The organism is Saccharibacillus sp. WB 17, assembly GCF_008634075.2.
In the GTDB taxonomy this organism is placed as follows: Bacteria; Bacillota; Bacilli; order Paenibacillales; family Paenibacillaceae; genus Saccharibacillus; species Saccharibacillus brassicae.
In genome coordinates, this window is the sequence record NZ_VPFK02000014.1 from 87,429 (window position 1) to 106,648 (window position 19,220).

Genomic DNA, 19,220 nt, shown 5'->3' on the forward strand with positions numbered 1-19,220 from the left:
AGAACTGGGAATTTGTTTCCTTTTGCAAATTTGGTGGTATGTATACTTAGCCATTACGATTTGCAGGAGGAGAACATCATTTTGATCAATTTGAACCAAGCCATCCAAATTTCGCTGCCTGTCCGTTTACACGCCATCAGCGGCGAGTTTTACGAAGGGGTCTGCACGCCAAATCCCAAAAACTCGTCGATGTTCGATATCCATGTCGATCAAGAAATCGTTACCCTGCCGCATTGGGCGGTCAAACGCATCTGGAAAAAGAAAACGACGTAACAAGCGCCCCGGCAGCCAACAATTGCATGCCTCTGCGGGCGTTTTTTTTATGCGAAAAATTCGGGATAAGCTAATCCGGATTTTTTCCCGCTGCAGGCCGGAACGGCTTGTTGAAAGCCGTTTCGGCGGTAAGCTGATCGTTCAAACTATCGTAACGCGCGAAAATAACTGCGTGAATCCAGCTATTTCCGGGAGTTGGCTGTTGGCTGGAGTTGGATGACGTTCTGAAGAAGATCAGTCATCTTGCCCACTTTTTAATCCAATCCCCCTCAAACAAGAAAAAAGACTCCGAAAGGAGCCTTAACCACACATCTCTTAGATTTTCTCTCAAAGCGTCGACCAAAGTTCAGGACAAATCGTCCGGCGTCCGGCACGCTGCGGCCAGCCCGCCGATACCGTACACGCCGGCCGCCCCTACGGCATTCACACCTTGATCTTGCGCCCTTTCCAACTCACGGAATGGAAAACGTTCACGCGGATGAAGGAATACAAATAGATGCCTGCAAAAAACGCAAACCAAATCGGATGAACCGCAAACACCGCTTTGTGGAAATTGCCGATCCTGCCGGCAAACACGGCGGTCTGGATCGCATACAGAAGATACAAGCCTGCGCTGAGCGCGATCGCGGCCGGATTCCATGAGACCAGAGCCGAGATCAGGGCCGCGGCAGAGATAAAGCTGCCGGCAATCCAGAAGATGACCAGCAGCATGACGGCCGGATGCGTCGATTTGGACCCGACGGCAAAGCTTTTACACCAACCTTCGATCAGGCTGCCGACGCCTTCCGGGTACATGCGGAAAGACAGAATGCCTTTGCCGCCGAGGCAGCGAACAGGAAGATCCTGTTCGAGAAATGCTTCGCCCAGCGCCAGATCGTCCATGATGGCGCCTTCGATTTTTTTATGCCCGCCGGACACAAAGTAATCGTCGCGATTGCATAAAATGCACGGGCCGAACGAACCGGCCGTTTTGAAGCGCGATCCCCACACCGTAAACAGGTTCATCCCGACTACGACAATGATGTTAAACACGATAGAGATGTATTCGTACAAACGCTCTACCGTATGAAAAGGCTGGAGCGCGGTAATGCCTCTGGCCCCTTTTTCCCGATAAAAATGCAGCAGATGGCTTAATCCGTCCGCGCTTTCGAACCGGGTATCGGCGTCCAAAAACAATAACCAGCTTCCTTGGGCCTGTTCGGCGCCGTACCAGCAGGCGGACGATTTGCCCGACCCCTTGTTGCGCAGCACGGTGGCCCCGTAGCTTGCCGCGATGGCGGCGGTCCCGTCGGACGAGTCGTCGTCCACGACGAGAATCTCGAATGCGGTGAACCGCTGCTCCTGCAGCGACTTCAGCAGCGGCACGATACGGCCCGCTTCGTTTCTGGCCGGCACGATAATGGACAGAAACGGCAGGCCGGACACGGCACCGGAGGAAGAAGACGCCGGCACCGGCAGCGACCGGAATACGAGGAAGCCGGCCACGACTGCCGCAAGTCCGATCCCAAGTTTGATAAGGTCCACAACCGTTATGATTTTCGCCACCTTTCTTTAGTCCTTGTTCTTCGTTATCCTCTTCTTCATTGCACCGAATAATCAAAGATATTGCCCGTATCGTCCTGGATCAATTCCTGGGCGGCGATGCGAGCCGACAGAAGCACGATCGGAACGCCGGCGCCGGGATGCGTGCTGCTTCCAGTAAAGTACAGATGCTCGCAATCGCTCGCTTTGCTCTGCGGGCGGTAGTGGTTGCTCTGCTTGAGAATAGGCTGCAGCCCGAACGCGGCGCCGTGATGCGCATTGAACCTGGAACTGAAATCCAGCGGCGTCGTATGCGTTTCGGCCACGATCTCGTTCTCGATATTTTCAAAGCCGCGTATCTTCTTCAACTCGTTCAGGATGTACCCGCGATAATAAGACACCGTCTCTTCGTTCCATTCGTACTTGGATTCGGCCACATTCGATACCGGCATCAGAATATACAACCCCTCTTTGCCTTCGGGCGCCAGAGACGCATCCATTTTCGAAGCGATGTACACGTAGAAAGAAGCATTCGTCAGTTTTTTGCCGTCAAAAATATCTTTGAGATTCTGGTCGAGGTTCTCGTTGAACATAAAATTGTGCACATGTTCGATTTCTTCGTACTTTCGGTCCATGCCGAGATAGAGCAGGAAGCAGGAACACGAATATTTCATGCTGTCCACTTTTTTGTCGGTATGTTTGCCTTTGGAAGGCTTGTCCTGCACCAGATTTTTGATCGCGTACGGGAAATCGGCGTTGCACACGACGTAATCCGAAGCGATCTTTTGCCCGCCCACGACGATCCCTTCCGCTTGTTGATTCTGAATCGAGATCTGCTGCACGTCCTGCCCGTAATGAACGACTCCGCCGAGCTCTTTGAACAGCCTTTCCATCGACAAAGCCATCGTATACATGCCGCCTTTGATAAACCAGACTCCGTACAAAAATTGCAGCATCGGAATCATCGTATAAAAAGAAGGGCTGGTCAGCGGAGAGATGCCGATATACAACGTTTGAAAACTGATCATCTGTCTCAACCGCTTGTTTTTGATATACCGACCGACAAATTTGTCCGCGGTGTCGTACGGTTTGAGCTTCAACGCTTTTTTCAGCATCGCCAGGTTATAAAAGTCGCTCCGTTTGCGGAAAGGTCTCGGCAAAATATAACGCTTGGCAATAATGAATTTCTGGTAAATCTCATGCAAATATCGAAAAAAACCGGCCGTATCTTCTTCGCTCATCGCTTCGATTGTTTGGGTCAGCTTGGTGAGGTCGGAGGAAATATCGAACGGCTGGTCGGGAATATCGCTAAAATAAGCCCGGTAAATCGGGTCCAGCCGCTCCATCGGAATGTAATCGTCCGGATTGCGGCCGCACACTTCGAAAATTTCCCGGTACAGTTCCGGCATCATGACGATACTCGGTCCCAGATCGAATTTGTAGCCTCCGTCCAGTTCGATCCGATTCATTTTGCCGCCGGGCGTGGACCCTTTTTCATAGATCTCTACCCGGTAACCGGCATGCTGCAGCCGGATAGCCGCAGCAAGCCCCGCTACACCTCCTCCGATGACGATGACCTTTTTACTCATGCCAAGAACCCTCATTTCCGTCTCGTATTTGCTTTGTGCTTTTTTCCTACAGCAGCCATTTTCTTAACTTCTTCAACGCGTTCAGGTTGGTGTCGGAATACGGCGGAAATTTGCCTTGAAAACGCAAATAATGATACGTTCGGTAGTTGGTTTTCTCGTAACTGAACGCCAGAAACCCGGCTTTGCCGTGGTAAGCGCCGTATCCGCTGCGGCCGACCCCGCCGAATGCGATATGGGGACTCGCGGCATGATGGATGACCTGATTGACGCCGATCGTCGACGAGCGCATATAGTCGTTGAACCGCCGAATGCGGTCGTTGTTCTGACTGAACATGTAGCCGGTGAGCGCATCACGCTGCAGGCTGCCGCCGGACAGCAAAGACTCCAGATCGGCATAGGGAATGACCGGAAGAACCGGCCCGAAAATCTCTTCTTCCAACACCGGACTGCCCGGTCGAATATCCGTCAGCACGGTCGGCGCGACGAACCGGTCGGCGCGATCGGACGCGCCGCCGTGCCGAACCGTTCCCTGCCCGACAAACCCGGTCACTTTGTCAAAATGATTCTCGGTACAGATCCGGCCGTAATCTGTGCTTGCCTGAGGCAGCTCGCCGTAGAAAGCGGTCAGCGCCGCGGAAATTTCGTCCAGCGTCTGTTCGTACACGGACTGATGGACATACAGCGTATCCGGCGCGATGCAGGTCTGGCCGGCATTCAGAAATTTTCCCCAGACGATATCCCGGACAGCGGCTGCGGAAAAGCCCGTTTCATCCAGAATGCACGGATTTTTCCCGCCCAGTTCCAGAATGACCGGCGTGAGCCGTTTGGCGGCCTGATCGGCTACCGCTTTGCCTGTTCCGCCGCTGCCCGTGAAAAAGATCAAATCGAACGGAGCCGAAGTCAACTGCTTGGCCGTCTCCGCATCTCCGGTCACGACATACAGCTGTTCCGGCGGAAACTGTTGATTGATCAGCCGTTTGAGCAGTTCGGCCGAAGCCGGCGCGGATTCGGACGGTTTGATGACGCAGGCGTTGCCGCCGGCGATCGCTCCGATGACCGGCATCAACGTCAGCTGGACCGGATAATTCCATGATCCGATCACAAGTACGCTTCCGTGCGGATGCCTTTTTTTGTGAAGCGATTGGATATAGCCCAGCTTGAGATGCCGCGATCTCCGGGGCCGATTCCATTTGTCGATATGCTTGCAGACGTAATCGATTTCGTTCAACAGAACGGCGAGCTCGGACGAAAAAGATTCAAACGCCGGTTTGCCCAAATCGGCATGCAGCGCATCGGTCAACGCTTTTTCGTGCTCGACCAGCATATTTTTCAGCTGGATCAGCCGTTTTTTGCGCTGCTCGCTCGAAGGAACTCCTTTGGACAAAAGTTCTGCCCGCTGCCTGTCCGGTAAATTCTCCGGAAGGAGGTGTTCATTGTCCGGCATGGCCGGAATCTCTTTGCACGATTTTTTTGCTGACCAGTTGGCCGCTCAACGTTACCATCGGCATGCCGCCTCCCGGGTTTACCGTTCCGCCCACGAAGTACAGGTTGTTGTACCGTTCGCTTTGTTTCGGATGTTTGAAGCCTTTATTTTTTTTGCGATCGGACAACGTTCCATAGATGGCGCCCCGATCCGAGCCGTACATCTGTCTGATCTTGTCCGGCGTCCAGACGTCTTTGGTCACGATGTTGGCCCGCAGATCGTCCAGACCCATTCTCTCCAACTTCATCAGCGTACGCTCGGCAAACTGCTCGTATTCCTGCTCGGTAATCGGTTTCTCGTCTTGAATATAAGGAATATGCGGCAGCACTTTAATATTCTCGTGTCCTTCGGGAGCCTGCGACGGGTCTGTCTTGTTGACGTTGACCAAATAAATGACCGGATCGTCCGGCAGTCTGTGCTCATGGAAAATCGACTGCATCTGCTGCTTCATATTTTCCGCGAAAAAGAAGTTGTGGTGACGAAGCTGCGGATAACTCTTCTTGACGCCCAAATGCATAACGAGACCGGAACTGGCCGGTTCGAATTTTTTCTTCAATTTGCCGACAAAATCTTTGTCTTCTTCCAGCAGCCGTTCGTACACCGGAATGACTTCCATATTGGAAACGTAATAGTCCGCGGTCAGCTTCGTGCCGTCCGGCAGCACCGCTCCCGTAATCTCGCCGTTCTTCTTCTCCAGCTTGGCGATCGGGGTTCCGAGATGGAACTGGACGCCGACTTCTTCGGCCAACTTCACCAGACCGTCCGCCAGTTTGTTCAACCCGCCGGGTACGTACCAGACGCCCTGATCATGCTGCATGTAGATCATCATGTTCAACACGGCCGGCGCGTCGTAAGGCGACGAACCGACATATTTGATAAAGTAGGACAGCATATCGCTGAACTGCTTGTTGCTGATCCGTTTGTCGATCGCTCCGCGCACGGTCGAGAACAGATCGAAATTGCGCAGAGCGCCGAGCAGCGTCGTATGCTTCATGATCTCTCTCGTCGAATCGACGCCATGCTTGAAATACGTTTTATCCGTCATGTCATACAGCTTTTTGGAATAGTTCAGCAAATTCTGATACTCGCGCATGTCTTTTTCGCTCAGTACGGTGTTCTTCTCCTGCATTTCCTGCAAATCTTCGTACAGGTCGATAATATTGCCGTCCGGGAAAAACGAACGCCATTGATGATCCAGCTTCTCGGTCCGCACGTAGTCCTGCATCGATTTGCCACTGGCCGTGAACAAATCTTCGAACACCCGGGGCATCGTCAAAATGGACGGGCCCAAATCAAAGCCGAACCCGTCCTGATCCAGCCGGTTCAGCTTGCCGCCGATATGATCGTTTTTCTCGTACAAAGAGACGCCGTATCCGGCTTGTGCCAGCGAGATCGCGGCCGACAGTCCTCCAAGTCCGCCTCCGATAACCAGTACGTTTTTGTTTGTCGTTTTCACTTGTCGGGTTTCTCCTTCCGGTAAATCGAAAATGGGGTTCAGCGTTGCGCCAAGCAGGCTTGCACCTTCCGTTATTCTACACGCCGTTTATTGGGCCGTCTCCCTAATTTTGCGGGCGATCAGCTCCCACGCTTCTTCCGCTTTTTGTCTCGGACCCAGATGGGTAAACGCGTGTTTGCAGTTTTTGAACAGCTTTTGCTCGACAGATACGCCGGCTACCTGTAATTTCTTCGCATAATGTTCCGCTTCCGGTCTGAAAGCGTCGAATTCCGCGATAAGAATAAAAGCGGACGCCAATCGATCGCTGACGACAGCGCGAACCGGGGAAGCGAGCGGATGCTCCGCCTGGCCTTTGCCCGGTACGTAGCACAGGTTCAAAAAATGGGCGACTTGGGGATACCGCGCACGCCATGGATTCGGTTCCGGTTTATGCGAAAAAGGAGTGGCAAAATCGAGCATCGGGCAGGACAGCATCTGGAGCAGCGGCTGCTCTTCTTCTTTTTGTTCCAAATACAGACAAAGCGCCGCGGCCAGATTAGCCCCCGAACTTTGTCCGCCGACCATCATTTTGTCCGCATCGATGTTCAATTCGCCGGCGTTCTTCTTGATCCAGCGGAACACTTCATACACCTGCTCGACCGGGCCGGGAAAAGGACACTCCGGCGCTTTGGCGTACTCCACGTTCGCGATGACGCAGCCGGTCCGGTTGGCCAGGTAGCGGCAGTACGGATCGTCCATCTCCTTGTCGTGCATAATGAACGCTCCGCCGTGAAAATTAACGTAAACCGGAAGATTGTGCGATTCGGTATTCGAGGGATAGTAGAAGGAAATATCCGTGGTTTTGACGGAAGTTTCGACCTGCATCTCTTTTTTGTCTTGTACGGGCTCACTCGGGAGCATCGGCGTCTTTTTCGCCCGATTGGGCAGAAGACGAAGGCACCTTGCCGCCATAAGGGTCAACACTAGCATTACCTCGCTTTTTACGGTTTGAACTTGAACGTCGATCGGGGCCAACATTTGTTCTCTATCGCTATTACCCTTTATTCCATTAAAGGTACTAACATAGCAAAAAAAAAGCCTGCTGCGGGCTGGAACCCGAGCAGGCTTTCGCTTAGGCGGCCACAACAATGGCATCACCAAGCTGCATATATTTTGGAAGCAGAAAAATTAATGGGACCTCCTACTATACCGCCACCCCAAAATGTGTCAACATACACACCTCTGCCTTGGTCTGTATAGACCATTCGAGCACCTGTAAATACTACGACACCAATTATAATGTTAGAGATCCACCCAGGAATACCTAACTTAGTTAATGTTCCATTTAACAAACCTGTGGCAATGCCTCCTGTACTCGCTACATATAATGTATGGGACTTAATGTCCTGAATCAGAGCATGAGAAAAGAAATTGCGATTGCCCCACCAAAGCACTTCAAAATCATAATATGAAGAAGTATTGATAGCATTAATTGCTATCTCATCAGAAGGTTCTGCGGGAGCTGTAAATCTAATTTTAATACTATCTCTTTCGATGGTCGCATAACCTTGATCGTCGTCTAAAATCAATTTGGCTTGTAAATTGGCTGTTTCCAATGCAGAAGTAACAAGGGAAATTTCATCTTTGTTTAGTACTTTAAAAGCTTCTGGGGAAAGTTTGAATTGTGATTTTTCCAAAGTAACATAAGGATCCGCCTTTTGTTTTAATTCTGCACTGATTTTAAGATCGGTTTGATCTGCCAACAAAATCTCCGTTGAATTCTCAGCAAAAGCAGACGATACAACCGTAGTCATAAGCATAACACTAGCCATAGCAGCTGTTACAATTTTCTTCATTTTCAATCTCCTTTTAAAAGAAATATGATATAATTTAAAAATACCACATTATTCTTATGATGTGTATAATATATTTATTTTATTTTATTAATTTCTCTAAATCTATTTTATATAATACGTTGTGTATTCTTAATTAAATGATTAAACAGAAGATGAAAATACTTGCATAGCTAGACAATGCATATTCCAATAGTCTATTGAATGCCGATTGGATAAATGCCTTCTATAGGAGTTGACTTAGAAACCACGAAATTAAGCATTCAAAACAAGAAAAGAGGAATATCATGAAACGGAATGAAATGATTAGCAATCTGATTTTAACGTTTTTAACCGGGATTTTTATCGCTTATGTACTAGGTCGAACTTTAACGCTCGCTTCCGTACTCGCTTCCCTACTGGCTACCGTAGTCGTCGCTTTAGGCTATCTTTTTCTACATGTACTCCAAAAAAGGAAAGCTAAAAAAAAGGAAAAAGGCTCTCAAAGAAGACTTTAAATATGTATGAGTAAGGTTCTGAGCGAATCTGTTATATCATACCTCTATATCCTAATGACGTTGTAATAACTTTTGCTTATAAGAATGTATGGAATTATGGTATTTAAAGGTCCTATGCGCCGTCAGCTTTAGCATCTTTAACGAGACTTAAATTTATTTGACAAGAGCGCGTTAAATTTTCGTTAAATTTAACATGATATCGGCGATGAAAAATTCATATCTAACTTCTCTTCTATTCTAGTACCCTTTTGATGGTCCATATCAGGTAGGGGAATAATTTTGACAGCAGTATTCGGCATTTTTTTATCGCTTTCATCATCTTTTGGATGATGGCTATGGTCAATCTCCTACGGAAGAAAAAGCCTAAACTTAAACACAATGGCCTAATCGCGCTCGGGTGCTTCGTAATCGCGACGATCACAGTTGCCAACTCTCCGGCAGCAACGACGGCAAAAGCTACAGTCGAAAAAAAGTAGTAACCAAGCCGATAACTGAAGAACTTTTTACTGAACCTGCAGTCGAACCTGCTATTGCTGGAGATTGGCGAGCCGAGATCGAGAAGATCGAAAGCTTCAACGGATCACCGCCCGAAAAGGCTGATGCGCTCGAAGCTGTGGCTATGGATTATGCTTCGAGCAACAGTGAAATTAAGGAGTTTAAAATATATGTCATCGGCTAATTTGAGAGTAGAAATTATCTGACTGAGCTAACCGATGATAGGTATGAGCTAACAAATATCCCCCAAAATCTTTAGAAGAATTTATTTAAGTCCATTTTAATTAAGGACGGGTTAGTGTTACTCAAGAAGAAGCAAAGCCGAGACATGCAATTCATTATAGGAATGTAATTATGCGAAGAGACGAACTTATAATTAATAAATATAGAGAAGAGGATTGGCCGGAAGACATCATGCGTATTACACTGAATGGCTTCTGACATAATCAGATGTATAAAAAATAATTACTATAGATAAAAAAGAATTATCCTATATAAAAAATCCCGCTACAGGATTTCTCCTGTGCGAGTTTTTCGGAAAACTAATGTAAAAAATCAGTTCTTCTCTTCAGTAATCAATTCTTGTCCGAGATTTGTCTTTTTGTCTTCTTTATTTTTGGTCGGTATATTCAGCTTATTATTAACCCCAGTAATACTTGGGGTGTCATTGATTTGTTCACCACTTTGCGTAGAGTCAGACTTGAACAATATTTCGAGCAATAGACGAATCACTCGGAAAGAAGAAATTACGAATAGACAGCAAAAAAATAACCAGGTTGCAAAAAAATACTGTACCCACGATTCTTTTGAAGCCAAGAGCAATTGAAGTATGGTAGACATGATAACGACGATAAATCCACATAATATAGGTTCTATGAAATAGTATTTCAATACAGGCAATTGTTTTTCTTTTTCTATAACTTTCATTATTGGCGTATTACGAATAGTCATTAAAATACCTAATAATGTAGCCAAGAATCCGACCATGATAGAACTAAATGGAATGAAGGAATCGAGCACTTTCTCAAATTTATTTAACATGTAAGAAAAACCTAAGTAAAGAGAGAGCGTAACAATAGAAATCGAAACAAGCCATGGAATCAAGCGAGGAATCCACTCTTTATACTTGCTTTTATCACTCATCGCACTCTCCCTCTCAGGTTTACTTTAGCGTAAATATGCCATTACTTCTGCTTGTCTATTGCCGTTTCGAGGATGGTATTTTAAATACATAGCTTCAGCAATAGCATAGTGATTTAAAGTTGTTCTGGCCTCCATTCTAAACGTGGCATAATCGTGTGCCACATTATTCAAGAGGTCGATTAATTCAACTTTCCCTTCATCACTTTCTTTGACTGTTATTTCTGCCCCCGAAAACAACTCTGGATTTTCCTCGATATCATTCAGTATACGTCCCACTTCTTCTTCATTCAAATTTTCTTCTTTTTTCATACCCATTGTTATTGTAATCTGTGCATTAACTCCATTAAGTGACCCAAAAGAATCGACGATTTGAGAAAGTCGTGAATTTAAATTATTTAAAATTCCTTGTTCTTTTGCTTGGGTAACATTTGCAAGTCGAAGATTTATTTTTCTGTAGATAGTAGGTCTCCTTGCCAGCATAAATGGATCGGGTATTGCAATCGCTCTTAAAGAGAGAGTTTCATTTCCACCCCAAGATAAATTAAAATAATCTTCAATTCCTGTCGGACTCAAGCTGTATTTATTTCTTTGGAGCATAAGTATATTGCGAGACTCATCATAAAGCGCTGAGACCTCTTCTCCTAAGTATTCGTCATCCTCTAACTCCATAGGTTCGACGTTGGTGTCTAGTTTTGCTCTTGAAGGAATATTAGTGGCTCTGAGTCTTACAAAATGAAGAAAATAGAATTCGAAGTCCTCATCATAATACGCTTCTTCTAACCGTGCACTCTCTCTCCATTGTATTCTTTAACTCTGTTCTCTAAAGAGGTTGTTGCCATTTGAGATATCCACTGCTTGAGATCAAAAAGGTTCGGAGCTCCCCCTAGAGCTTGACTAAAAACTTGAAAGTATTGAAATTTAACTTTCCTGTAATTCATTATAATCATCCTCTGCTATTTACATTATTAAGCATAGTTGCTCAGTAATGTATTCTTCAGAAGATCAAAATCACCTTTTATAAATAAATATTTTTCGATTTTTTTGAATTATCTTTATAATTCAAGTATATACGAACAAATGTTCCTAATCAATATAATATCACTTTTATCTCATTATAAAAATAAACCTAATCAAAATTGACCTAATTAGGTTTATTACCAATGCTATTGGATTACGACCGTAAAGCTTCGGAATGTATCTAAATCATATTTCCACCAGCTTTAACGAGCTATTATGCTTTTCACATGCAGAAGCTACGTTTAGTAGGCGCTTTAATGGCTACCTGAACAAGACCAGCAATTTCTTCGGAGTTTGCTTAGCCGGTCAGTCACGTTGAGCATTGTGTGAATGTTTGTCGTATGTCAAACACGCTTACAAGATGTTATGTAGTCATTGAAATTACTCAAAATTCGACAAGCAGACTTCAGGCTCCAAACTCCAAAATATTTTAATGGCGGATTTGTTTCTGCAATTATGGGTAATCGCAAAAATCCGGGCTACCCCGACGTTTTTAAAAAGATCGCACTGCGCATGCAGCGCATTATCAAAATCTCCGGGCTGAGTGAGTCATTCACGCCGCACACCTTCCGCCATACGCATACCTCTTTGCTGGCTGAGGTTCGAGCCACGCTCGATTCTATCATGGAGCGTCTGGGCCACGCTGACGACGAAGTAACGCGGCTGATCTAAGCCCACGTTACACAAAACCTCAAAAAAGAAGCCGCCCAGAGATTTAGTGATCTCATGAGCGGCCTACGTTAAACATTCGTTAAATATTCAGTTCGTGTGTCGAGGCAAAGCCTTATGCAGCAAGGGTTTGAAACGCCTACTTACATCATGCCGCCCATACCGCCCATGCCGCCCATATCCGGAGCCGCAGCGCCGGCCGGTTCAGGCTTGTCGGCGATAACCGCTTCCGTCGTCAGGAACATAGCTGCTACGGAAGCCGCGTTTTGCAGAGCGGAACGCGTGACTTTCGCAGGGTCTACGATGCCCGCTTCGAACATGTTGACCCATTCGCCGGTAGCGGCGTTGTAGCCAATGCCCACTTCTTCTTTTTTGAGACGGTCCACGATAACGGAACCTTCTTCGCCGGCGTTAGCCGCGATCGTGCGGATCGGTTCTTCCAGAGCGCGCAGAACGATGTTGACGCCCGTTCTTTCGTCGCCGGTTACCGTCAGAGCCGCTACAGCTTTGTATACGTTAACCAGAGCCGTGCCGCCGCCGGATACGATACCTTCTTCAACGGCTGCGCGAGTCGCGTTCAACGCGTCTTCGATGCGCAGTTTGCGTTCTTTCAGTTCCGTTTCCGTTGCCGCGCCGACTTTGACAACCGCTACGCCGCCGGCAAGTTTAGCCAGACGCTCCTGCAGTTTTTCTTTGTCGAACTCGGAAGTCGTTTCTTCCAGCTGCGAACGAATTTGGTTAACGCGAGCGTCGATGTCGGTCTTCACGCCGGCACCGTCCACGATCGTCGTGTTTTCTTTCGTTACGCGAACCTGGCGAGCCGAACCCAACTGCTCGATCGTCGTCGCTTTCAGTTCCAGACCGAGCTTCTCGGTGATCACTTGTCCACCGGTCAGAGCGGCGATATCCTGCAGCATCGCTTCGCGGCGGTCGCCGAAGCCCGGAGCTTTGACGGCAACGGCGTTGAACGTGCCGCGCAGTTTGTTCAGGACGAGCATCGGAAGCGCTTCGCCTTCGATATCTTCAGCCACGATTACGAGCGCGCGGCCCTGCTGAACGATTTTCTCAAGCAGCGGCAGAATTTCCTGCGTCGTGCTGATTTTCTTGTCGGTGATCAGGATGTAAGGGTTGTCGAGAACCGCTTCCATCTTGTCCGTGTCGGTAATCATGTAAGGGGAAATGTAGCCGCGATCGAACTGCATACCTTCCACGACTTCCAGCTCCGTTGCGAATCCGCGGGATTCTTCAACGGTGATAACGCCGTCTTTGCCCACTTTTTCCATCGCTTCGGCGATCAGTTCGCCCACTTCTTCGTCAGCCGCGGAGATAGCCGCAACCTGGGCGATCGATTGTTTGCCTTCGATCGGCTTCGCGATGTTCTGCAGTTCGATGACCGCAGCTTTGACCGCTTTGTCGATGCCTTTGCGGATAACCATAGGGTTTGCGCCGGCCGTTACGTTCTTGAGGCCTTCGCGGATCATCGCTTGAGCGAGAACGGTAGCGGTTGTCGTTCCGTCACCGGCTACGTCGTTCGTTTTCGTTGCGACTTCCTTGACGAGCTGGGCGCCCATGTTCTCGAAAGCGTCTTCCAGTTCGATTTCCTTTGCGATCGTCACGCCGTCGTTCGTGATCAGCGGGCTGCCGAATTTTTTCTCCAGCACCACGTTGCGTCCTTTTGGACCGAGCGTTACTTTTACCGCATTTGCAAGTGCATCTACGCCGCGAAGCATCGAGCGACGGGCTTCTTCTCCGAACAGAATCTCTTTAGCCATGGTCGAATAACCTCCCTGGGATATGGAATTGCGCTGCTGCGTTCAAGACGCTGCATTCAATCACTTTCGTTCAAAAAACGTATGTGTAAGGGGACATTTACGCCAGGATGGCGTGGATGTCGCTTTCTTTCATAATCAGGTATTCTTTGCCTTCGTATTTCACTTCGGTGCCGGCATATTTGGAGAACAGTACCACGTCGCCTTCTTTCACTTCGAGCGGAGTACGAACGCCGTCTTTGAGGGTTCCGCTGCCTACGGCAACGACTTTACCTTCCTGCGGCTTTTCTTTCGAAGCATCCGGAAGCACGATACCGAACGAAGTCGTTTCCTCCTGCTGGATCGCTTCTACGAGTACGCGTTCACCTAACGGTTTGATCATGAAAAATAGCCTCCTTGTAAAGGTTGATTGAAGTGTTGAATCTTCTTCGTTAGCACTCGACAACGCCTAGTGCTAACAGCCAAGTCTTATATTACTAGTCTCGCCGCAAAATTTCAAGTCCCCCCCGCACAAAAAAAGACACCCCGCATGCCTGGGGCCGTCCTTCTTGTTGCGTGCCCGGGATTACTGCCGGTACTGCCCCGTCACCATCAGCAGCGCTTCCGGCAGTTGGTCCATGATGGCCGCCAGGTTCTCGTGCACGCCTTTTGGCGTGCCGGGCAGATTGACGATCAGCGAACGGCCGCGAATGCCGCAGATGCCGCGGAACAGCATCGCCGCCCGGTTCTTGTGCATCACGTTCATCCGCATCGCTTCGGCCATGCCCGGCACTTCCCGCTCGATGACCCGCTTCGTCGCCTCCGGCGTCACGTCGCGGTTCGCAAGCTCGGTGCCTCCGGTCGTCAGCACGAGATCCGCCTGGAAATAGTCCGTCATTTCGATCAATGCCGCCACGATCTCGTCCGACTCGTCCGGCACGATCCGGTATTCGATAATTTCGCCGCCTACTTCTTCCTCCACCAACTCCCGGATCACCTGCGCGCTCGTGTCCTCACGCTCGCCTCGTGCTCCCTTATCGCTGGCCGTCAAGATTGCCACTTTCCACAGCATGGGGTCACCTCTTCTCATCCATCGCTCTTCTTGCGTCCGTTCCTATCTATACGACCGAAGCCGCTGCCGTCAGACCAGGTCCTGCGTACTGTTCATGCCCGACGGCACGATCAGAAGTTCTATCCGGAAATCGTGCGGTTCCATCGGCACTTCCTCCACCGTCTGCTCGGCAAAAGACAGCGCCCAAATGCCCGGGCTTGCGCCGCAGGCTTCGAAACGCTCCATCAACCGGTCGTAAAACCCGCCTCCGTAGCCGACGCGCCCGCCCTTGAAGTCGAAAGCCAGGCCCGGCACAAACATCACGTCGATGCTGCCGAGCCGGTCTTCCGGCCATTCGGACAGATGCTCCTTCGGCTCGGGAATGCCCCAACTACCGGACGCCTCGTCTGCCGCGCTCTTGAGTTCCAACAGCCGCATGCGGCGCGTTCCCCGCTCGATGCGCGGCGCAAGCACCGTATCCCCGCAACCGCGGCATGTCTCCAGCAGCGGGCGGATATCCAGTTCTCCGCGGTAAGGCAGGTAGCCGAGCACGACCAGAGGAGAACCTTTGCGCTCGCGCAGGGCGTCCAGCCGATCGGCGGCATATTCGCAAACGAAGGAAGAAGCCTCAAGGCGCAGCGATTCGGGCAGCTCTGCTCTCACCCGTTCCATTCGAAGCCGCAGCTCCGTCTTGTCCGGTAAAGGTTCGATGCCGCTCGCCTCCCGTATTCTCTTCTGTTCTCTTTTTTGTTCTCACATGCTCAAGTTTATCATTGTTTTGCGCAAATAACCACCGCTGTAGAGGCTCTGCGAAGCCCCCGGAGGCTTTTTCCTAAAAAAACTTTCGCGCCCCGATCGCCGCCGATTTTCCGGCCGCGCCGCGCCCGCAAACCGTTTGCGCACGTCCTCTTTGGTTTTTTCACCTTTCTACGGTAAAATGAAATCACAAAAGACCAATTTGATAAGCGCGGAGGACTTCGAATTATGCTGCTGCAAGCAACGGGAATCGCAAAAAGATACGGCGTCCAGAGCATTCTGGAAGGCATTACGTTTCAAATACTGGAGCGCGAACGCATCGGCCTCGTCGGCGTCAACGGCGCGGGCAAATCGACGCTGCTCAAAATTTTGGCGGGCGAAATGTCTCATGAAGAAGGCCAGATTTTCAAAAACAAAGAAACAACCATCGGCTACCTGGCCCAGAACAGCGGGCTGCAGTCGGATCGCACGATCCAGGAAGAGATGCTGGACGTTTTCGCCGACCTGCTGGAAGCCGAGCGGGAAATCCGCGAGATGGAGCTTGCGATCACCGAAGGCTCCTCGCACTCCGAGCAGGACAAAGCGTATCAGGATCTGCTGAACCGCTACGCCATGCGTTCGGACTGGTTCCGCGACCACGGCGGCTACGAGATCGGCACGAAGATCCGCAGCGTGCTGCACGGGATGGGCTTCGGCGATTTCGATCCTTCGACGATCGTCTCGACGCTCAGCGGCGGACAGCGGACCCGGCTCGCGCTGGCGAAAATGCTGCTGCGCGGACCCGACCTGCTCATGCTCGACGAACCGACCAACCATTTGGACATCGAGACGCTCACCTGGCTCGAAGATTATTTGCGCGGCTATGACGGCGGCCTGCTGATCGTGTCCCACGACCGCTATTTCCTCGACAAGACGGTTACGGCGATCGTGGAGATCGAACGCCACCGGGCGCGCCGCTATACGGGCAACTACAGCCGGTATACCGAGCTCAAAGCGGCCGAGTACGAAGCGGACCTCAAACAGTTCGAGAAGCAGCAGGGCGAGATCGCGAAGATGGAAACTTTCATTCAGCAAAATATCGTCCGGGCTTCCACGACGAAGCGGGCCCAGAGCCGGCGCAAAGCGCTGGAGAAAATGGATCGGCTCGACCGTCCGGCCGGCGATCTCAAACGCGCCAACTTCTCGTTCCAATCGGCATATTCGTCCGGCAAGGACGTGCTGCACGTGGACGGGTTGTCCGCGTCCTATGACGACGGCGACAAGCTGTTCCGGCAGACGTCGTTCGCGCTCAGCCGCGGCGAGACGGTCGCGCTGATCGGGCCGAACGGCGTCGGCAAGTCGACCCTGCTCAAAGCGCTGATCGGCCGGCTCAAGCCGGACGAAGGCCGGATCACGTGGGGTGCCAAAGTCCAGATCGGCTACTACGACCAGGAGCAGGACACGCTCAATCCGCAAAATACGGTGCTCGAAGAACTGTGGAGCACGTATCCGCATATGGAAGAAGCGCGGATTCGCACCGTGCTCGGCAGTTTCCTGTTCAGCGGCGAAGACGTGCTCAAGCGCATCTCCGCACTCAGCGGCGGGGAAAAAGCGCGCGTCTCGCTGGCCAAGCTGATGCTGCTCGAAGCGAACACGCTCGTGCTCGACGAACCGACCAACCATTTGGACCTGTACAGCAAAGAAGTGCTGGAGTCCGCCCTGATCGATTTTGACGGCACGCTGCTGTTCATCTCGCACGACCGTTACTTCCTGAACAAGATGGCCGAACGCGTGATCGAACTGAGCGCAAACGGCGTGACCAGCTACCTCGGCAACTACGACGACTATGTCGACAAAAAGCAGGAGCTCGAAGAGATCGCCCAGGAAGCGGCGCTGTTCGGCGGGAAAAGCAAGTCCGCGGCCGCCCAGGCCAGCGAAGCCGACGAGTCCAAAAACACGCAGGCCGTGTTCGAGGAAAGCAAGCAGGCCAAGCGCGAAGAACGCGCCCGGCAGCGCCGCATGGAACAGCTGGAGACGCTGATCGCGGAACTGGAGAGCTCCGTGGCCGCTCTTGAACTGGAGTTGACACTTCCGGAAATTTACGAAGATTACATGGCTATTCAAGAACGCCAGACGCAGATCGATACCCACAAAACGCAGCTCGCCGCCGCTTACGAAGAATGGGAAACACTCGCGGCGGAATAATTTTTTTGTCAATACGATTTTTCGCTTATCCCTGTTATCCACCGTGTTATCCACAGAAATAGGTATGAATTGCAGATTGAGCCGGCCCTTAGGGTCGGTTTTTTGCTTTTATACCGCCTATTTTCACTCCAAACCAATTTTATCCACTTTTTCGTCCACATTATCCACAGATTGCGAACTTCCATTTTGAAAAACATATCCCCTTTTGCATAAAAACCGAAGCAGGCATTTGGCGCGGGATTGAAGCACTTACCCACAAGCGGACGGGGATATGTGGACAAGTTTATGCAGGGATTGACAACGGGGAGTAAAGCCTGCGTTAACTGCCGATACGGCACACTTGCGAATAACGATCAACGTTTACACAAAAAGACCTCTTCCGCCGGGGAAGAGGTCTTGATTGAGAGGCGAAGCGGGCAAGTCTCCGCTTCGTGGCGGCTGGCAAACGGATCACTCCGCGACCGACCATTGTTCCAGCGACATGCCGGGTTCGCCTTTGATGAACAAATCGCTCAGTTCGCCGCGGGTCCACTTCACGTAAGCGGCGGCTCCGATCATCGCGGCGTTGTCGGTGCAGTATGGCATCGGCGGAATCGCGAGCGGAATCCCTTCCGCCGCGCAGCGCGCCGTCAGTTCGCGGCGCAGGCCGCCGTTCGCGGCGACGCCGCCGCACAGCAGCAGCTGCTTCGCGCCGAATTGGTGCGCGGCGCGCACCGCTTTGGCGACGAGCACTTCGACGACGGATTCCTGGAAACCGCGCGCGATCGCGCCTTGATCGATCTCCTCGCCTTTCATCCGGCTCTGGTTGACCAGGTTCAGCACGGCGGACTTCAGTCCGCTGAGGCTGAAATCGTACGAGCCTTCTTCCAGCCAGACGCGCGGCAGCGCGGCAGCCGTGTCCGAAGCCTGCGCCGCCCGGTCGACGTGCGGCCCGCCCGGATACGGAAATCCGAGCGAACGCGCGACTTTGTCGTACGCTTCGCCGACCGCGTCGTCGCGCGTCTGCCCGACCACTTCGAACCGGCCTTCGCTCTCCATGCGGACGATCTCGGTATGCCCGCCCGAGACGACCAACGCGATCGCCGGATATTGAATCTCGTCCGTCAACCGGTTGGCATAAATATGCCCCGCGATATGATGCGTGCCGATCAGCGGCTTGTCCAGCGCGAACGCCAGCGCTTTGGCCGCCATGATGCCGACGAGCAGCGCGCCGACGAGTCCCGGCCCTTCGGTGACGGCGATCGCCGACAATTCGTCCGGCTCAAGCCCGGACTCCGCAATCGCCTGCTCCATCAGCCGCGTGATGCATTCCACATGCTGGCGCGAAGCCACTTCGGGCACGACGCCGCCGAACGCTTTGTGCGTCTCGATCTGGCTGGCCACGAGATTGACCAGCACGTCGCGGCCGTCTCTGACGATGGCGACCGACGTCTCGTCGCAGCTCGTCTCGACCGCGAGAATGTACGTGCCTGCCCGCCCTGTTTGCTGTTCTGCTACGTTATCCAT

18 protein-coding genes are annotated in these 19,220 nt (G+C 51.0%); 4 read left to right on the forward strand and 14 right to left on the reverse strand.

Annotated elements, in window-relative coordinates:
• Positions 1 to 81 precede the first annotated feature (81 nt).
• The gene (locus FTE24_RS06355; RefSeq protein WP_150231678.1) at positions 82 to 273 is read left to right on the forward strand and encodes a hypothetical protein; all 192 of its coding nucleotides are present in this window, start codon (positions 82 to 84) and stop codon (positions 271 to 273) included.
• A gap of 423 nt (positions 274 to 696) precedes the next feature.
• Here the strand turns inward: FTE24_RS06355 and FTE24_RS06360 are convergent, their stop codons facing one another.
• From FTE24_RS06360 to FTE24_RS06385, 6 genes are all read right to left on the reverse strand, one after another.
• Positions 697 to 1,818: a glycosyltransferase gene (locus FTE24_RS06360; protein WP_337190023.1), complete on the reverse strand. Its 1,122-nt coding sequence runs from the start codon at positions 1,816 to 1,818 to the stop codon at positions 697 to 699.
• 35 nt (positions 1,819 to 1,853) lie between these two features.
• Complete coding sequence (locus FTE24_RS06365) at positions 1,854 to 3,383, reverse strand: phytoene desaturase family protein (protein WP_150231680.1); 1,530 nt, start codon at positions 3,381 to 3,383, stop codon at positions 1,854 to 1,856.
• 46 nt (positions 3,384 to 3,429) lie between these two features.
• On the reverse strand, positions 3,430 to 4,767 hold the full coding sequence (locus FTE24_RS06370; protein ID WP_237401669.1) for an aldehyde dehydrogenase family protein: 1,338 nt from the start codon (positions 4,765 to 4,767) through the stop codon (positions 3,430 to 3,432).
• A gap of 46 nt (positions 4,768 to 4,813) precedes the next feature.
• On the reverse strand, positions 4,814 to 6,322 hold the full coding sequence (locus tag FTE24_RS06375; RefSeq protein WP_150231684.1) for a phytoene desaturase family protein: 1,509 nt from the start codon (positions 6,320 to 6,322) through the stop codon (positions 4,814 to 4,816).
• 87 nt (positions 6,323 to 6,409) lie between these two features.
• A complete protein-coding gene (locus FTE24_RS06380) occupies positions 6,410 to 7,222 on the reverse strand; it encodes an alpha/beta hydrolase (protein ID WP_337190024.1) in 813 nt (270 codons plus the stop codon).
• A 233-nt stretch (positions 7,223 to 7,455) separates the two neighbouring features.
• Positions 7,456 to 8,157: a hypothetical protein gene (locus FTE24_RS06385; protein ID WP_150231688.1), complete on the reverse strand. Its 702-nt coding sequence runs from the start codon at positions 8,155 to 8,157 to the stop codon at positions 7,456 to 7,458.
• A gap of 284 nt (positions 8,158 to 8,441) precedes the next feature.
• Here FTE24_RS06385 and FTE24_RS06390 point away from each other — a divergent pair, with 284 nt between their 5' ends.
• Complete coding sequence (locus tag FTE24_RS06390; protein WP_150231690.1) at positions 8,442 to 8,651, forward strand: hypothetical protein; 210 nt, start codon at positions 8,442 to 8,444, stop codon at positions 8,649 to 8,651.
• A 1,050-nt stretch (positions 8,652 to 9,701) separates the two neighbouring features.
• Here the strand turns inward: FTE24_RS06390 and FTE24_RS06395 are convergent.
• From FTE24_RS06395 to FTE24_RS23605, 3 genes are read right to left on the reverse strand one after another with little or no spacing between them, the layout of a single operon-like run.
• Positions 9,702 to 10,289 (reverse strand): hypothetical protein, encoded by a 588-nt coding sequence (locus FTE24_RS06395; protein ID WP_150231691.1) that lies wholly within the window; start codon positions 10,287 to 10,289, stop codon positions 9,702 to 9,704.
• 24 nt (positions 10,290 to 10,313) lie between these two features.
• Positions 10,314 to 11,093: a DUF6731 family protein gene (locus FTE24_RS06400; protein WP_337190029.1), complete on the reverse strand. Its 780-nt coding sequence runs from the start codon at positions 11,091 to 11,093 to the stop codon at positions 10,314 to 10,316.
• Positions 11,066 to 11,236, reverse strand: a complete 171-nt coding sequence (locus FTE24_RS23605) for a DUF6731 family protein (RefSeq protein ID WP_415663171.1) — start codon at positions 11,234 to 11,236, stop codon at positions 11,066 to 11,068. Before FTE24_RS23605 ends, FTE24_RS06400 begins: the two co-directional genes overlap by 28 nt.
• Positions 11,237 to 11,681: 445 nt before the next feature.
• Between FTE24_RS23605 and FTE24_RS06405 the strand changes: the two genes are divergently transcribed.
• Positions 11,682 to 11,978, forward strand: a complete 297-nt coding sequence (locus tag FTE24_RS06405) for a tyrosine-type recombinase/integrase (RefSeq protein ID WP_150231695.1) — start codon at positions 11,682 to 11,684, stop codon at positions 11,976 to 11,978.
• Positions 11,979 to 12,118: 140 nt separating this feature from the next.
• Here FTE24_RS06405 and groL read toward each other — a convergent pair whose 3' ends face one another.
• The 4 genes from groL to FTE24_RS06425 all read right to left on the reverse strand — a co-directional run bounded on the left by groL (position 12,119) and on the right by FTE24_RS06425 (position 15,503).
• Positions 12,119 to 13,747 carry a chaperonin GroEL gene (gene groL / locus FTE24_RS06410; RefSeq protein WP_141448878.1) on the reverse strand — a complete coding sequence of 543 codons (1,629 nt, stop codon included), beginning with the start codon at positions 13,745 to 13,747 and terminating at the stop codon, positions 12,119 to 12,121.
• 97 nt (positions 13,748 to 13,844) lie between these two features.
• Entirely contained in the window at positions 13,845 to 14,126 is a 282-nt protein-coding gene (gene groES / locus FTE24_RS06415; protein WP_141448877.1) for a co-chaperone GroES, read from the reverse strand.
• Between the two features lie 183 nt (positions 14,127 to 14,309).
• Positions 14,310 to 14,795, reverse strand: a complete 486-nt coding sequence (locus tag FTE24_RS06420) for a MogA/MoaB family molybdenum cofactor biosynthesis protein (protein WP_141448876.1) — start codon at positions 14,793 to 14,795, stop codon at positions 14,310 to 14,312.
• Positions 14,796 to 14,864: 69 nt separating this feature from the next.
• A complete protein-coding gene (locus FTE24_RS06425) occupies positions 14,865 to 15,503 on the reverse strand; it encodes a 5-formyltetrahydrofolate cyclo-ligase (protein WP_337190030.1) in 639 nt (212 codons plus the stop codon).
• Positions 15,504 to 15,758: 255 nt separating this feature from the next.
• On the opposite strand from FTE24_RS06425, the gene FTE24_RS06430 reads away from it, so the two are divergent.
• Positions 15,759 to 17,714 (forward strand): ABC transporter ATP-binding protein, encoded by a 1,956-nt coding sequence (locus FTE24_RS06430; RefSeq protein WP_150231699.1) that lies wholly within the window; start codon positions 15,759 to 15,761, stop codon positions 17,712 to 17,714.
• A 450-nt stretch (positions 17,715 to 18,164) separates the two neighbouring features.
• Here the strand turns inward: FTE24_RS06430 and tsaD are convergent, their stop codons facing one another.
• Positions 18,165 to 19,220, reverse strand: coding sequence for a tRNA (adenosine(37)-N6)-threonylcarbamoyltransferase complex transferase subunit TsaD (tsaD, locus tag FTE24_RS06435; protein ID WP_150231701.1), 1,056 nt, complete (start codon positions 19,218 to 19,220; stop codon positions 18,165 to 18,167).

Coding starts and splice junctions, on each gene's coding strand:
- FTE24_RS06365 (WP_150231680.1), bottom strand. CDS start 3,383: ATGAGTAAAAAGGTCATCGTCATCGGAGGAGGTGTAGCGGGGCTTGCT.
- FTE24_RS06380 (WP_337190024.1), bottom strand. CDS start 7,222: ATGCTCCCGAGTGAGCCCGTACAAGACAAAAAAGAGATGCAGGTCGAA.
- FTE24_RS06385 (WP_150231688.1), bottom strand. CDS start 8,157: ATGAAGAAAATTGTAACAGCTGCTATGGCTAGTGTTATGCTTATGACT.
- FTE24_RS06390 (WP_150231690.1), top strand. CDS start 8,442: ATGAAACGGAATGAAATGATTAGCAATCTGATTTTAACGTTTTTAACC.
- FTE24_RS06395 (WP_150231691.1), bottom strand. CDS start 10,289: ATGAGTGATAAAAGCAAGTATAAAGAGTGGATTCCTCGCTTGATTCCA.
- FTE24_RS23605 (WP_415663171.1), bottom strand. CDS start 11,236: ATGATTATAATGAATTACAGGAAAGTTAAATTTCAATACTTTCAAGTT.
- groL (WP_141448878.1), bottom strand. CDS start 13,747: ATGGCTAAAGAGATTCTGTTCGGAGAAGAAGCCCGTCGCTCGATGCTT.
- groES (WP_141448877.1), bottom strand. CDS start 14,126: ATGATCAAACCGTTAGGTGAACGCGTACTCGTAGAAGCGATCCAGCAG.
- FTE24_RS06420 (WP_141448876.1), bottom strand. CDS start 14,795: ATGCTGTGGAAAGTGGCAATCTTGACGGCCAGCGATAAGGGAGCACGA.
- FTE24_RS06430 (WP_150231699.1), top strand. CDS start 15,759: ATGCTGCTGCAAGCAACGGGAATCGCAAAAAGATACGGCGTCCAGAGC.
- tsaD (WP_150231701.1), bottom strand. CDS start 19,220: ATGGATAACGTAGCAGAACAGCAAACAGGGCGGGCAGGCACGTACATT.